Annotated in this window: 13 protein-coding genes; 6 read left to right on the top strand and 7 right to left on the bottom strand. The window is 34.5% G+C overall.

Annotated features, from left to right (window positions below; genetic code table 11):
- Nucleotides 1–20 precede the first annotated feature (20 nt).
- Both AR685_RS05785 and AR685_RS05780 read right to left on the bottom strand, forming a co-directional pair.
- The gene (locus tag AR685_RS05785) at nt 21–851 is read right to left on the bottom strand and encodes a FecR family protein (protein WP_059123987.1); all 831 of its coding nucleotides are present in this window, start codon (nt 849–851) and stop codon (nt 21–23) included.
- 83 nt (nt 852–934) lie between these two features.
- Nucleotides 935–1,423 (bottom strand): RNA polymerase sigma factor, encoded by a 489-nt coding sequence (locus AR685_RS05780; protein WP_052187667.1) that lies wholly within the window; start codon nt 1,421–1,423, stop codon nt 935–937.
- A 468-nt stretch (nt 1,424–1,891) separates the two neighbouring features.
- On the opposite strand from AR685_RS05780, the gene AR685_RS05775 reads away from it, so the two are divergent.
- A complete protein-coding gene (locus tag AR685_RS05775; RefSeq protein WP_047442660.1) occupies nt 1,892–3,022 on the top strand; it encodes a helix-turn-helix domain-containing protein in 1,131 nt (376 codons plus the stop codon).
- A gap of 139 nt (nt 3,023–3,161) precedes the next feature.
- Nucleotides 3,162–4,619 (top strand): serine hydrolase domain-containing protein, encoded by a 1,458-nt coding sequence (locus tag AR685_RS05770; RefSeq protein ID WP_059123986.1) that lies wholly within the window; start codon nt 3,162–3,164, stop codon nt 4,617–4,619.
- A gap of 117 nt (nt 4,620–4,736) precedes the next feature.
- On the opposite strand, the gene AR685_RS05765 is transcribed toward AR685_RS05770, so the two are convergent.
- From AR685_RS05765 to AR685_RS05750, 4 genes are all read right to left on the bottom strand, one after another.
- Nucleotides 4,737–5,435 carry a hypothetical protein gene (locus AR685_RS05765; RefSeq protein WP_059123985.1) on the bottom strand — a complete coding sequence of 233 codons (699 nt, stop codon included), beginning with the start codon at nt 5,433–5,435 and terminating at the stop codon, nt 4,737–4,739.
- A gap of 332 nt (nt 5,436–5,767) precedes the next feature.
- Nucleotides 5,768–6,514 (bottom strand): ABC transporter substrate-binding protein, encoded by a 747-nt coding sequence (locus tag AR685_RS05760; protein WP_059123984.1) that lies wholly within the window; start codon nt 6,512–6,514, stop codon nt 5,768–5,770.
- Nucleotides 6,515–6,537: 23 nt separating this feature from the next.
- Complete coding sequence (mgtE, locus tag AR685_RS05755) at nt 6,538–7,860, bottom strand: magnesium transporter (RefSeq protein ID WP_047443045.1); 1,323 nt, start codon at nt 7,858–7,860, stop codon at nt 6,538–6,540.
- A gap of 85 nt (nt 7,861–7,945) precedes the next feature.
- The gene (locus tag AR685_RS05750) at nt 7,946–8,503 is read right to left on the bottom strand and encodes a hypothetical protein (protein WP_059123983.1); all 558 of its coding nucleotides are present in this window, start codon (nt 8,501–8,503) and stop codon (nt 7,946–7,948) included.
- A gap of 172 nt (nt 8,504–8,675) precedes the next feature.
- On the opposite strand from AR685_RS05750, the gene rpsO reads away from it, so the two are divergent.
- From rpsO to AR685_RS05730, 4 genes are all read left to right on the top strand, one after another.
- The gene (rpsO, locus tag AR685_RS05745) at nt 8,676–8,945 is read left to right on the top strand and encodes a 30S ribosomal protein S15 (protein WP_047442664.1); all 270 of its coding nucleotides are present in this window, start codon (nt 8,676–8,678) and stop codon (nt 8,943–8,945) included.
- 149 nt (nt 8,946–9,094) lie between these two features.
- The gene (locus tag AR685_RS05740) at nt 9,095–10,282 is read left to right on the top strand and encodes an acyloxyacyl hydrolase (RefSeq protein WP_131777597.1); all 1,188 of its coding nucleotides are present in this window, start codon (nt 9,095–9,097) and stop codon (nt 10,280–10,282) included.
- Between the two features lie 145 nt (nt 10,283–10,427).
- On the top strand, nt 10,428–12,635 hold the full coding sequence (locus AR685_RS05735; RefSeq protein WP_047442666.1) for a polyribonucleotide nucleotidyltransferase: 2,208 nt from the start codon (nt 10,428–10,430) through the stop codon (nt 12,633–12,635).
- Between the two features lie 329 nt (nt 12,636–12,964).
- Nucleotides 12,965–13,648, top strand: coding sequence for a hypothetical protein (locus AR685_RS05730; protein WP_047442667.1), 684 nt, complete (start codon nt 12,965–12,967; stop codon nt 13,646–13,648).
- Nucleotides 13,649–13,688: 40 nt separating this feature from the next.
- On the opposite strand, the gene AR685_RS05725 is transcribed toward AR685_RS05730, so the two are convergent.
- Nucleotides 13,689–14,720 carry an alpha/beta fold hydrolase gene (locus AR685_RS05725; RefSeq protein ID WP_059123981.1) on the bottom strand — a complete coding sequence of 344 codons (1,032 nt, stop codon included), beginning with the start codon at nt 14,718–14,720 and terminating at the stop codon, nt 13,689–13,691.
- Nucleotides 14,721–14,764: the final 44 nt, after the last annotated feature.

The raw sequence follows: 14,764 nt of genomic DNA, 5'->3' as shown, positions 1-14,764 counted from the left end.
CATTATTGGTGCTGTTTTATTTAATATAGAGTTATTTCATTTTCATTTTTAACGGTAGTTTTCAGATTAAATGGATAATTGATGATGGAAAGGATTTCTTTCAGATTTCCTGAGAATGAACCCGATACCAGGTTTTTAGCAATGTTTTTAGGATAGGTTATTTTAGTTCCGTATGTATTATCTATTTCAGTGATAGCATTCTCAAACGTTGTCTTTTCAAACGTGAAAGTTTTTACAGCACTTACCGCACAATAATGATAATCTTTTTTAGCAGGAGAAGTGCTCCAATTTTCATTCGGCAGGAGATAGGTCAGTTTGCCGTTGTGATTGACTTTCACTTTTCCCTCAAATAATTTCACTTTTTTTTCTTCTGATTTCTGATCAACCGAAAATTTTGTTCCCAAAACTTCAACACTGAAACCGCCTGCATCTACAATAAAAGGTTTAGATCGATCTTTTGCAATCGAGAAAAAGCCTTTCCCTTGAAATTTCACATTTCTGTATTTCTTTCCAAAATCATTAGTGAAGGACAATTGACTATAAGGTTCCAGAGTGATCACACTTTGATCAGATAATCTGAATGTTTTAGGAACTTCGTTGGTTTGCAGTATGATTGCCGACAAACTGTTTTTCGTTTCTTTTGACTTAATATCTTTATAAAAAAAGAAAATCCCGAATAAAGGCACTAAAACTGCTGCGACGGCAGTCAAATAATATTTATGTTTACTGTTTTGCTTAATTCTCCCGTTGATTCCTTTCCAGATTCTGGAGTCTGTTGCAGAATCCATTTCCTGTTTTTCTTCGGAAACCTTTGTCCAAATTTTTTTAAAATGTTTTTGAGAATCTTTCATACCATTATAATTACGCAGCAAAATAAAAATATCCACCCCGAAGAGATGGATTTAATAATTTGTTTAAACTGGTTAATACTTCGTTAAAACAGATTGAGGTTCGACTTGATGTGTCGGATGACTTTACTGACTTGTTTTTCTACCGCTGTTTTTGAGATGTTATTTTCTTTTGCGATTTGGGAATAGCTTATTTTCTCCAATTTGTTTTTGTAGAAAAAGGATTTGCTTCTTTCGGGTACTTTTTCAAGAAGATTATGTATTTTTTGCAATTGATCTTCTTTAAATTCGGTGTCTATTTTTTCAGGATCGGCTTCGTCTTTTATCAGACTTTCATCTGAAAAAGAAAAGAGCATTTTATTTTTTCTGTAAAAATTTGAGATTTCCTGATGTGCAGTCTTGAAAATAATAGCTTCTAAAGTCTGAGGGTTTTTAAGAGCTGATGAATGTTTCCAGAGATGTACAAAAACCTCTTGTACAACATCTTCTACATCTTCCATATTTGAAATAAACTTTTTGACAAAAAAGTATACCTGATGTTTGTAATCTAAATATATTTTTTCAAAATACTCCATTATAAAGAATCAGACTGTTTCAATGATTGGCAAAAGTAGTCAATTCGGGTTGCCCCAATATCAAGTATATATTAAATTTAATACTGAGTTATTCACTCTATAACCAAATAATTATTCATCATTATTGTTTTTTGTGAGGTTTTCATATCAAAAAAATTAGAGAGTTGCTGTATATCACATTTAGTATGAAATCAACCAGACTCTACCCTTGTTCTTCCTGATCTACGGACGTAAAACTTATATCTTTCTCATTTCAGCACTCTTCATCGCAGTATTTCCGCAAAAGAAAAAATTGTATGAAGTGATAATCCCACAGGTGTACGCAGTATTTCTTAATAATTCTCTTTTGTTGAGCAGTGCATTTTAATTTTGTTTTTCAATAACTGAAATAAAGTAGTCTTGATAATTATTTATCTTTACGAAAAATAAGTGGCGCAGAATGCGAAACAATTAATATGATTATATAAAATGGATTTGTTAGGTATTGTAACGGTCGTCTCACTTTTTGTTTCGTTTTTCCTTGCGTTTTTTCTGTTGACCGTCAAAACTGCATATAAGACCAGTAATCAACTATTTGCTTTTTTCCTCATCATTACAGCGATTGATATAAGTGAGCCTCTGATCAGTCTAATTTCTGATGGTCCTTCGAATCTTGGGATGTTACGAAATACGATGTCTTTTCTGCAGATTCCTGTTTTTTATCTTTATGTATTATCGGTTTGTTATTCGGATTTTAAATGGAAGCCTAAATATTTTCTACATCTAACTCCGTTTTTTGTTGTGAATGTTATTTTGATGCCTCGTTTTTATACTGTCGATTTGGCATCGAAGCTTAATTTTATTGTCAATCGTAAGGATATGATGGAGTTGCAGTTTACACATTGGCTGTTTCATTTTCAAATTATATTTTATTTTACTGCGGTTTTTCTACTGCTGAGAAAGGCGAAGAAACTTTATCTGGAAAATAATTCGGGAGAAAGTCTTAATTCTTATCATTGGCTGTTTCAGTTTACGAGTGTACTGACTGTTTTTTACCTCATTGTCATTCTCAAAAATATTTTCAAATTTTCCGATTATGCGTATGTTTCCGATTGGATTAAAATTGGGATTTTGGTGTCGCAACTTTTCATCATTTGCTGGTATCTGTACAAAGCGCTGAATAATCCAGGACTTTTTAGGAATATCGACTCGAGGTTGAAACTTGTTTCCGATTTGATTTTAGAGGAGAACAAAATCGAGCCTGAAACTTTGAATGAAGACTTGTTGAAACTTAAAAAATATATGTTTGACGAAAAGCCATTTTTGAATCCAGCATTGACCATTCAGGATATTTCAAAGGAAATTAATGTTCCGTTTCGTGAATTATCCGTTTTGATCAACCACGATTTAGGACAGCATTTTTATGATTTTGTGAATACTTATCGCATCGAAACAGCAATGCAAATCCTGAGAGATCCCTCAAAATCCAAGGTGACGATTCTTGAAATTCTTTATGAAGTTGGTTTTAATTCTAAATCTTCTTTCAATACTGCTTTTAAAAAGCATACGGGAACTACGCCGACCGAATATCGCAAATCACTACAAATGAATACTTTGTAATTACTCGTACCTCTCAGTTTAATTATTCCTACCAATTCTTTTCACAAAATAAGGCCGAATGCTTTTACTCGGTCGCATAAGATTTCACGCTACCACATCTTTGTATCGAAATAATAATCAACCTATAAATTACGATACAATGAAAACTATTTTTTACGCCAGCTTTTTTTTATTATTAATGACAAGTGCCACAATCTTTGGACAGAAAAAAAATTACCGCTTTCTGACAGACAGTCTGAAAATTGAAGAACAATTAAAAAAGTACAAACTTCCCGGATTCAGCGTGGTTGTTTTTGAAAATTACAAGATTGTCTATTCGAAACAATTTGGAGTTAAGTCAATGAATTCGCCTGAAAAGATTAATGAAAACACGGCTTTTTCGACAGCCTCAATTGCAAAACCCATTACCGCACTTCTTTGTTATATCTTGGAAGAAAAAGGTTTGCTGAATCTTGATGACCCGATTGACCAATCGTTGAAAAGATGGCATTTGCCAAAAAGCAAATTCACAGAAAACAAAAGCCCGACTTGGAAACAATTCCTGAATCACACTGCAGGAACTACTCAGGAAGGTTTTGAAGATCATTATGAAGGTGAAAAAATCCCAACTTTAGTGGAAAGCCTGCAAGGTAAAATCCCGAGATATGATAAAGAAATTGAATTTTTCTTTGAACCGGGAACAAGATGGCAATACAGCGGTGGCGGTTACACAATCATTCAAATGGCTTTGGAAGATCGATTCAAAACCTCGATTGCTGAATTGGCAAAAGAGCATATTTTCGCTCCGCTTGGATTAAAAAACACAACAATGATTCAACCGAATGAAAAAGGATTTCTTATGAATGTTGCTTTAGTTCACGACAAAGACGGAAAAGTCATCAAAACCGGTTTGCCAATCACGCCACAGGTTGGTCCTTCCGGATTGTGGTCTACTCCAACAGAATTGGCAATCATCGCAATTGAGATTCAAAATGCGCTGCGCAACAAAAACAATAATGTGATTTCTCACGATGTTGCAATAAAAATGACCGAAGTTTCAGTTCTCAAAAATGCAGTGGGCGGATGGAGCAATGGTTGGCAAAAATCTTTTGCTTACAATAATTACGATTGGTTTGCCTGCAACGGTTCCAACACCGGAGTTGGCGGAAATTTGATGGGAACCATGAAAGATGGGAATGGGTACGCTTATCTTGCTAATGGTGAAAAACCGAATCGTTTTCCGGTAATGGGAAACACGCAGAGAACAATTCTAAGATTGATGAATTGGAAAGGAAATTTCCAAAGTGATGAATCGCAAGAAATTCCTTTAAATCTAAAAGAAAAACTCATCGGAACGTACAACGATTTCCTTTACGGACAAGAAGTCGAAACAAAAATTGTGGAAAGGGGCAACCGTCTTTACGTGGAATCTATGCTTTTGGACCATTTTAGAAGCAAAAAAGACAATGAATTGGTGTATTTGAAAAATGGAATGTTTAGAGTTATCGATTATCCGAATCTTTTAAAATTTGAATTCATTGATGGCGAAGTTAATACTGTAATAATCAGGAGGGATGATCTTGAAAATACAGTTCAAACATCAATAATACCGAAATAGATATTCTTAAACAAATATTATTTCTATGTCACTCGTCCGATTGATGCGATTCTTATAGATAAGAATATGACTTGATAAAAGCTAGCGATCTGAGGTTGCCTTGATATATGAACAATTTTAGCAGATAAGAAGCAGCCTATGTTCACCGTCATTTTCCAATGGAGCACGATGGATGCAGGGTAGAACCTGCTGCTCAGGATGATCTACTGCTAATTTCCAAAGATTTCCTGACCCTAAATTAATGGGTTGGGAATTGGATAATGGGTGATAGTGCAGATCAAAATAGTTTTCTTTCAAAAAGGCCTCAAATTCTTCTTCAGAGCCGTTATGTAATTCTTTAAGCTTCTCACGGACTTCAGGAATTAAGATTTTTTGTATAGCCTGCTCATTGGGCAAAATGTCACTTGCTGCACCGTGATAAGTACATAGAAAAGTATGGGTACCGATAGGTGACCGGTCGACATGGTAAGAATACACATCTGTTGATATGATTTCAAATTCCTCATCGCGCTCGTAATTTCTTAGTAAGTTAAGCGATGGAGATGCTCCGAAATCAGTTAATAACTGTAAATCATTTAAAATAATTTCCCTTGCAATAATACCGTTTTCTGATAGTTTCAGCGTCAAAAGATCTTCAGCGTATATTTCCGTTATATTTTCTTTTAATCGAAGTTTAGACACAATTTCTTTAAAATCTCCTGTCAGATTTCTCTTCCAGCAAATTGCATTGGTAACTCCCTGAAAATTGATATGTACAAGTTCAGAAAAAGTATTGACGATCTGAATTTGGTTATTGTCAGAAATTGGATTCTTCATGTACGTTCTAAAGTTTTTATCGATGCTTAATCCATGCAAAAATAGTCAACTAATGGAAGATAAAGATGAAAAAAATGATAAGATATATTGAATTGATGATGTTTAAGCTTTTATAAAAATGATTGACAATCAAATTTTCACAATTTTTTTCCCAATCTAAAATAGGGGAATTATCTAAAATTTCAGAGAAACTACACTCGTGTTATCCTGAGCTAGTTGAAGGAAAGTGTATACGGAATTGCTTTTGACGAAATTTATAAAGACTCTTACTGCTCAGTTATACAATTGAACTAAACTGGATTGTTTTTCAAAACAACTTCAAACTGGTGAAATTAATGGGTGTCTGAAAAGTCATGATTAATTTCATCAATTAATGCTTTAAAATAGTCCTCACACTTCGCAATATGCGTTCCGTACCAAGAAAAAGCTTCCCCATCAACAATCATAATTTTTTTATCAGGATAAAAATCTTTCAGTTCTGTAATATGTTTTTCTTTGAAAGGAAATGGTTCAGAAGAAAGCATGATGACGTTTGCTTCAGCCAAATCTTCCACCTTAATTTCGGGATAACGTGTTTGATTCTTAAAAAGATTTTCAAAACCAATCTCAGATAAAATATTGTGAATAAAAGTATCAGAACCTACCGTCATGTAAGGTTTTTTCCAAATCAGATATGCAGCTTTTACTTTTGAATTAATTTTTGCCTCAGTAAGGACTTCGTAAATTTTCATATTGAAAATCTGTGCTCTCTCTTCTTTATTAAAGAGCAAGCCTAAATTTTTAACTAAATAATAATTGTCTTCAACCGTTTCAGTATTGTAGACAATCACTTTGAAATCTTCCATTAAAATTTCAACCTGTTCCTTGATATTTTCCTCTATGTTCGCTAAAATTAAATCTGGCTGAAGACTTCTGATTTTTTCAATATTCAGATTTTTTGTTCCGCCGATAATTTCGATGTTTTTTACTTTTTCTGAAGGATGAATACAGAATTTTGTTCTTCCGATGACTTCGTTTTCTGTTAATCCCAAATCAAATAAAGCTTCAGTAATAGAAGGTACTAAAGAAACGATTTTCATAAAAATTTAGACTTTGCCTAAAATTACAAAAGTTTTCCGGTTAAGAAAAGTCCGGCAATAGTAAAATAAATAATGAGTCCGGTAACGTCTACCAATGTTGCTACAAATGGGGCAGAAGAAGTAGCAGGGTCGAGATTGAATTTTTTAAGGATAAAAGGTACCATAGATCCTGATAAAGTTCCCCAAAGTACAATCATCGAGAGTGACATTCCTGCGCTGAGTGCAATGAAAAACCAATAATCACCATAATCAAACCAGCCCATTTTGTGCCAGATCATAATTCTGAAAAACCCAATCACACCAAGGAATGTTCCTAAAATGATCCCTGTAAGAAGTTCTTTTTTCATCACGATCCACCAGTCTTTGATGGTGATTTCCTGAAGTGCCATGGCGCGGATAATCAGCGTTGCAGCTTGTGATCCTGAATTTCCGCCACTTGATATAATTAAAGGTATGAAAAGTGCCAATACAACAGCTTTTTCAATTTCGTTTTCATAATAACCCATTACAGAAGCTGTGATCAGCTGAAGAAAGAATAAAACAATAAGCCAAAGACCTCTTTTTTTAATCATTTCGAACCAATGAGTCTGGATATAAGGATCATCCAAAGCTTCTACACCCCCAAATTTTTGGATGTCTTCGGTGTTTTGTGATTCAATTTGATCTAAAATATCATCAATCGTTACAATTCCGACCAAAACGCCAGCTTCGGTTATGATGGGAAGTGCTGTTCGGTCGTATTTTTCGAAATACGTTACCGCATCTTCTTTGGTCGTTGTGGTGGTGATTGCAACAAATTGATTGTCTGTAATTTCTGAAATTAAAGTTTCTTCTTCGTTTAAAAGTAAACTTCCCAAGGCAATATCGTCAATCAGGCGGTTTCTCTCATCAACTACATAAAGATGATTCATGGTTTCCACCCGTTTTCCGACTTTTTTAATCTGCTGAAGACATCTCTTGATCGTCCATTCTTTTCTGATCTGGATGTAGTATGGCGTCATAAGACGGGCGATAGAGTCAGAATCATAACCCAAAAGTTTTAGTGCAATTCTTCTTTCCTGAGGGTTGAGGTGGTTGATTGAATATTTAATAAGCTCATCCGGAAAATCTTCAAAAAGCGAAGTTCTGTCATCGGGAGTCATCGCATTCAGAATCTCTGAAACTTCATCGCTGCCAATACTTCTGATGGTTTCTTCCTGAAAATCAGGATCCAAATGCGAAAAAACATCAGCTTTGTATTCTTTCGGAACTTTCAGAAATGCGAGTAGTCGTTCATCAGCGGGAAGTTCGCTAAGTCTTTCGGCAATATCGGCTGGATTGAAGATAAGTTCGTCTGTGTAATTCAAACCTGAATTTTTTTGGATATGCAAAAATAATTCAAATTTTCAACAAACGAAGAACGATAATGTAAAATTAAGGATTTATTAAAGCTTAAAAACCGGCTTCAGAGGAAGGTTTCTGTTTTTTCAATTCTTTTAGAATACTCTTCATTGCGCCATTGGTTCCTATTTTTATTGAGTTTTCTGCAGAACCCAAAAGACGCATATTTTTTCGGTAGGTATCATAGTGAGAAGAAGCTATAAAGTTTCCCTCTGCGTCAAAAAGTTTCATACTTACAACAACCTGGTTAGAAAATACATATTTCCCCAAACCTACTTTGAAATATTTTACTTTAGGAACAATAACGAAATCAGCATCATTGTTTTTGCTGTATTCCAATATGGTTTTAGAGTCGATACTGTCATAAGATACTCTCACATCTGATCTCAGCATTTTATTTTTTCTGAATCCACTTACTTTATCGGAGATGGCACTAAAAAAAGCATGATTGGTAGGTTCTGTAATTTCTTCCAGATCGGGCTCTACTTCAGGATTGAAGTACAGTATTTTTTTTATCTTATCACGCGTACTGGTCTTCTGTGCTTTTACAGACGAAGTACTGATGACAAAAACAGCGGAAATGATCGTATAAAATAATTTTTTTTTCATCTTTTGACGTATGCAAAATTACTGTCTTTTAATGGGATGGCATAATTTTTTTAAGATATTTTTAACATATTTTTCTATTCAATTTAATATATAGTATCGATAATGTTTTGGCAGAAGAAAAAATAGTTGTAGTTTTGCACCCGTTACATAATAATCATTAAACAATATTGGAATGTACTTAACAACAGAAAAAAAGTCAGAAATTTTCGCAAAACATGGAAAATCTGCACAAGACACAGGAAGCGCTGAAGGACAGGTAGCATTATTCACTTACAGAATCAACCACTTATCTCAGCACTTAAAGGCTAATCGTCATGATTTCAACACTGAGAGATCTTTGGTGAAATTGGTAGGTAAAAGAAAAAGCTTATTAGATTATCTTAAGAAAAAAGATATTGCAAGATACAGAGCAATTATTGCTGAACTTGGTCTAAGAAAATAATCGATCCGATTTCCAAAAATAAAAGCAACTTCGAAAGAGGTTGCTTTTTTTATGTACTGATAACCATTAATTTTCAATAGCTTACTAAATTTGACCTGTTTTTGCACCAGAATATTTACATTTGCATTTTTTAAATTTAATTGAAAGATTTGAAAACTATCTACTGTTACTTATTCTCATTGATATCCACATTGTTTTTTTGTCAGGATTCAGATACCATTTCCAAAACAAATCTGCAGGCAACTGTCAGTTTGCAGCTAGGGAAATTTTTAGGAACAAATGATTATCTGAAAACACTTACAAAGAGAAATTTTATTACAGGCTCGGCTGAAATAACAGTGCAGACAGATGGAAGTAAAGAATGGCATAAAAGATTTGGCAGACCTTATTACGGAGGCGGAATTTTAGCTATGAGCTTTCCCAACCATCAGGATATGGGAAACCCATTTGCTGTTTATGGTACATTTGGTGGCGCAATAACGGAAACAAAAACCCATTCTTGGAATTACGAAACAAGCGGTGGTTTTGCATTTAACTGGAATCGGTACAACTATGAGAAAGGATATTTGAATCCTACTTTGGGTTCTTCAGTAAGTATTTACGTTAATTTTGGAGTCAATTACAAATATTATCTTGGGAAACATTTTGATTTGGGTTTAGGAATGAACTTTAATCATTTTTCAAATGGAGCATTAAGGCTTCCCAACAAAGGCATGAATGCTTTTTCTCCTAAATTATCTTTGGTTTATCATTTAAATGAAAGACAATATCACCCAACAGATTCTTTATCTGCATTCGATAAATATTCTACGTTGGATGTTAATTTTTTTGGAGGCGTACGGCACTCGATTTTTTTAGGGAAGGACGAAGGTTTTGAATATTCAGATGTCGATTTAGGTCAGAAATACAAAGGTACATACAGTCAAAACTGGGGTCTGGAAACAGTGTACCACAGACAGATAACCTATAAATCGTCTTTAGGACTGGGAATTGGCGTTTTGTATGATGAAGATTATAATACCAAATTTTTTCAGGATAAAAACGGTGATATTCAGTTCGAAAAAAGATTTAATAAGGATAATCTTCTGTTGAATATTTTTCCTTCTTATCGTCTTTCGATTTCGAAATTTGCCATTCATATTCAGCCGGGATTCTATATATTTAAAAAAGCAATAGAAAGGCGTTACGATAAATCTATATTTTACCAAAGAGTAGGATTTCAATATACCGTTGCCGATCGCTTGTTGATAGGAATAGGGTTGAGGGCTTATGATTTTCATAAAGCTGATTATATCGAATGGAGGCTAGGATACAGAATTTTCAGTAGAAAAAATTAGTAATTGTTTAAAAATAAAATGTAAAAGCTATCAAGTATAACTTTAAACGTTCTGTTTAAAACAAAAACACTAAATTTGCAAACGAAATTTAGACGAAATATCAATAATTAAAGCGCTCAATACGGAGTGCAACACAAAACAATTTATGAGTATACCTCAAGCAATTACAGAAACGATCATTCTTGCAGACGGCAGAGAGATCACAATCGAAACAGGAAAATTAGCAAAACAGGCTGATGGTTCTGTAGTCGTAAAAATCGGCGGAACAATGCTTTTAGCAACTGTTGTAGCCAGCAAAGAAGCAAAAGATGGTGTAGATTTCTTACCATTGACAGTAGATTACAGAGAAAAATTCTACGCAGGTGGAAAAATTCCTGGAAACTTTTTCAGAAGAGAAGCGAGACCATCTGATCAGGAAATCCTGACAATGCGTTTGGTAGACAGAGTTTTAAGACCATTGTTTCCTGAAGATTTCCACGCGGAAGTTCAGGTGATGATTTCACTAATTTCTTATGACGGACAGTCAATTCCTGACGATTTAGCAGGTTTAGCTGCGTCTGCAGCTATTGCGATTACCGATATTCCTTTCAACGGACCAATGTCTGAAGTAAGAGTAGTGAGAATTGATGGTAAATTAGCTGTAAATCCTAATTATGAAGATCTTAAACTGGCTGACCTTGATATCATGGTGGGTGCAACTAAAGATTCTATCGTAATGGTGGAAGGTGAGATGAAAGAAATTACAGAAGCAGAAATGCTTGAAGCGATTACTTTTGCTCACGAAGAGATCAAAAAACAAGTTGAAGCTCAGGAAAGATTAGCTGAAAAAGTAGGTAAATCATTCCCAAAAAGAGAATACAGCCACGAAAATCACGACGAAGCCATCCGTGAGAAGGTGTGGAAAGAAACATACGATAAAGTATACGAAGTAGCAAAAATTCCTTCAGGGAAAGAGGAAAGAGGTGATAAATTCAAAGCTGTATTGGCTGAATTCTTAGCTCAATATGTAGAGCATGCTGAAGAATTGGAAAGAGTAACTCCTTTCGCTAAAGTATATTTCCACGATGTGGAAAAAGAGGCGATGCGTCAGATGATTATCAATGATAAAATTCGTCTTGATGGTCGTGATCCTCAAACGATTCGTCCAATCTGGTCTGAAATTGATTATTTACCGGGAGCTCATGGTTCTGCAATTTTTACAAGAGGTGAAACTCAGTCTTTAACGGCTGTAACTTTAGGTTCTGTAAAAGATGCAAACATGGTAGACAGCGTAATGGTCAACTATGACGAAAGATTCTTCTTACATTATAACTTCCCACCGTTCTCAACTGGTGAAGCACGTCCTTTGAGAGGAACTTCAAGAAGAGAAGTTGGTCACGGTAACTTAGCTCAGAGAGCTTTAGCAAACATGATCCCGGAAGAAAATCCTTACACAATCCGTATCGTTTCTGATATTTTAGAATCAAACGGTTCATCTTCTATGGCAACTGTCTGTGCAGGAACTTTAGCATTGATGGATGCAGGTGTTCAAATCAAGAAGCCGGTTTCAGGTATTGCAATGGGATTGGTAACGGATATTAAAACAGGAAAATTCACTGTACTTTCTGATATCTTAGGAGATGAAGATCACTTAGGAGATATGGACTTTAAAGTAACAGGAACTGCAGATGGAATCACTGCTTGCCAGATGGATATCAAAATCCAGGGTCTTTCTATGGACATTATGGAGAAAGCTCTTCTTCAGGCTAGAGACGGAAGATTACATATTCTTGATAAATTGAATGAAACAATTTCTGCTCCAAGAGAAGACGTGAAACCTCACGCTCCGAAAATGGTTATGCTTGAAATCTCTAAAGATTTCATCGGTGCAGTAATCGGACCTGGTGGGAAAATCATTCAGCAAATGCAGAAAGATACAGATACCGTTATTGCCATTGAAGAAGTTGGCGAAATCGGTAGAATCGAAATTTCTGGGGTTAGCAGAGAGAAAATCAACGAGGCGATTGCAAGAATCAATGAGATTACTTTTGTACCTACTGTAGGAGAAGTTTACCAAGGTAAAGTAGTAAAAGTAATGGATTTCGGAGCATTCGTAGCGATTGCTAAAGGTACTGAAGGTCTTCTACATATCTCTGAAATCGAATGGGCTCGTCTGGATAAAGTGCCTTACAAAGAAGGTGACGAAGTTGAGGTGAAATTTATGGGTTATGATGACCGTAAAAAAATGAAACTTTCAAGAAAAGTTTTGTTGCCAAGACCAGAAAGACCGGCTCCAAAACCTAGAAATGAAGGTAACGTAAATCCTGAAGGTAGAGACCAACCGGGTGAGCACAAACCTTTGAATGAAGCTTAAGATTTTTTTAAATCATATATCAAACCACCGAATTTTCGGTGGTTTTTTTGTGGAGTTTAAAGTTGAAAATTGCAGATTATTGAATGCAAGAGCAAAAATATAATTTCGGGAACAGGAATATAAAATATTCTGACTTAATATCCGGTCAGGAGATTTATTGTTGAATTTAATTATGATAATGAAAACGGATTCGTTAATTTTTATTTTAAAATTACTGCCCAAATCCAAGAGAGTTTGTGTAATGGACGAGTTGATTTTTAAGTATATTTTTATTTAGCCGTAAATTTTGACTTATATTTGTTTAAGCACCGAAACATTCATAAAATTTAATGGATAGTAAGACAATATTTTTAGAAGCCTGTAATAAAATAGCGGCTCAACTGAACGGTTTTGAAATTTATAAAAAAGGACAAAGACTCAAGAAAAACTCCTTAGAAAAAGATATTTTCTTTGAAATCACTTTTGAAACCAGTTATATGAATGCCTCATCTCATGTTATGATGACTCCGAATATTGCTGTTTATTCTAAAGTATTGAAAAAATGGCAAAAAGAACATCTGAAAAATGAGTTCTGTAGTGGATTGATTTATGGAAGTCACCTCGGCTACATTACCCCTCATCAAACCTGGAAAAAATGGAATTTGGCAGGACTGAATTTTGAAAAATCAGTGAATGAAATTGTAAAAAATCTACAAAAATATGTGTTCCCTATTTTTGAACTGTTCAATTCTAAAGAAGATGCCATTGAATTTCTTAGGAAGAGGGGAACGAATTTTAATCAGTATGCTGAAGATTCTTTAGGTCCGATTGATTTTTTATTGTGCTGTTCAAATAAAGAAACCGCTGAAGTATTTTTTAATAACTACATCAAAAACAGCGATTCTAAAAGCAAAATTATAAAGTTTTATGAAAATTTAAAAACAGAAGATGAGATTGATCTCAACCATTCGGAGTTTTATAGTGCGGGTCACATAAAACTGGCGTATGTGAATAAGCTTGAAATAACTCGTTAAGCAAAAACGAAAGAATTCCTCCAATATTGAAGTTAAAGGCTTATTTATTATTTTTAATCTTTTCTGCCAGCGAAAGAATTTCCTGATTAATTACATCAGCATTTTCTTTTTTTGTTATAATGGTACCATGACTTGCATCCATAATCATTTGTTTTCCGTTGGAAGAGAGCTCTTTTAGTTCTTTTTGCATAACAAACCATAATAGAACCTGTTTTTCAGGGTCAATTCCATTTTTTCTATACTTCTCTTTTTGGGATTCTTGATACTGTTCTGTAGCTGTAAATACCAAGACAGGTAATGACTCTAAATTCTTTGCTTTACCCGCCCTCATCAGAACTTGATTAGTTACTTCATTCTCTCTTAAAAACATACGATAAACTTCGCCAGAATTGGAACTTAATAATCTTGAGCGCTCATGTACTTCTTTAGGTAAACCATCACCTTGATGCACTGGCTTGCTGACTGTACTGTTATAAAGACCTAAAATACCTAAATCTGCAAGTGCAGATCCTATTTTTAAAATACTTTCCTGTGCTTTGGGAACAAGTTCTTTTTGAGCCAATCTCTTCCACTGTTCAGGATGACTTGAATCAATGAAAACCATTCCTTCCACTTCATTTGGATAAAGATCCCTGAATATCCTAGTGTAAGGTCCTCCCATAGAATGACCTACTAAAATGTAAGGTGGTTTTTCGCCAGTTTTTTCTAACAAATCATGAAGCTGATGTGCATAAAATTCAGGATTTATTGAATCGCTGTTACTTGATGCGCTAAACCATTTTCCATCTCTATCATAGCGTATCACTCTCGTTTTATCTTTCAAGCCTTCTGCTAACCAATGTAACATATCTGTATTACTGTGTGCGCCAGCTTCAATAATAACGGTTGGCAAAGATGTCTTTTCACCTTCTGCTCTTACGTGAACATCGATGCCATTGACATTTACTAATTTGCCCGGTGCAATTGGTTTTGTACTAAATAGTCGGTAGCACAAGCCTGAGAACAATAATAATATTAAAATTCCTGCTAATAGTTTACCGATAAACTTTAATATTTTTAAAAATAATTTCATATAAATCGTTTTTGGAGAGTAACTAAATTTTATTCGCGGAAAGA

Source organism: Chryseobacterium sp. JAH (assembly GCF_001507335.1).
In the GTDB taxonomy this organism is placed as follows: domain Bacteria; phylum Bacteroidota; class Bacteroidia; order Flavobacteriales; family Weeksellaceae; genus Chryseobacterium.
Note: the sequence above shows the minus strand (reverse complement) of the source record. Positions and strands in the feature narration are given on the sequence as shown.

Excerpts from the sequence above, each read along its gene's own strand:
- AR685_RS05785 (WP_059123987.1), bottom strand. The coding sequence starts at position 851 with ATGAAAGATTCTCAAAAACATTTTAAAAAAATTTGGACAAAGGTTTCC.
- AR685_RS05780 (WP_052187667.1), bottom strand. The coding sequence starts at position 1,423 with ATGGAGTATTTTGAAAAAATATATTTAGATTACAAACATCAGGTATAC.
- AR685_RS05775 (WP_047442660.1), top strand. The coding sequence starts at position 1,892 with ATGGATTTGTTAGGTATTGTAACGGTCGTCTCACTTTTTGTTTCGTTT.
- AR685_RS05770 (WP_059123986.1), top strand. The coding sequence starts at position 3,162 with ATGAAAACTATTTTTTACGCCAGCTTTTTTTTATTATTAATGACAAGT.
- AR685_RS05765 (WP_059123985.1), bottom strand. The coding sequence starts at position 5,435 with ATGAAGAATCCAATTTCTGACAATAACCAAATTCAGATCGTCAATACT.
- AR685_RS05760 (WP_059123984.1), bottom strand. The coding sequence starts at position 6,514 with ATGAAAATCGTTTCTTTAGTACCTTCTATTACTGAAGCTTTATTTGAT.
- AR685_RS05750 (WP_059123983.1), bottom strand. The coding sequence starts at position 8,503 with ATGAAAAAAAAATTATTTTATACGATCATTTCCGCTGTTTTTGTCATC.
- rpsO (WP_047442664.1), top strand. The coding sequence starts at position 8,676 with ATGTACTTAACAACAGAAAAAAAGTCAGAAATTTTCGCAAAACATGGA.
- AR685_RS05735 (WP_047442666.1), top strand. The coding sequence starts at position 10,428 with ATGAGTATACCTCAAGCAATTACAGAAACGATCATTCTTGCAGACGGC.
- AR685_RS05730 (WP_047442667.1), top strand. The coding sequence starts at position 12,965 with ATGGATAGTAAGACAATATTTTTAGAAGCCTGTAATAAAATAGCGGCT.
- AR685_RS05725 (WP_059123981.1), bottom strand. The coding sequence starts at position 14,720 with ATGAAATTATTTTTAAAAATATTAAAGTTTATCGGTAAACTATTAGCA.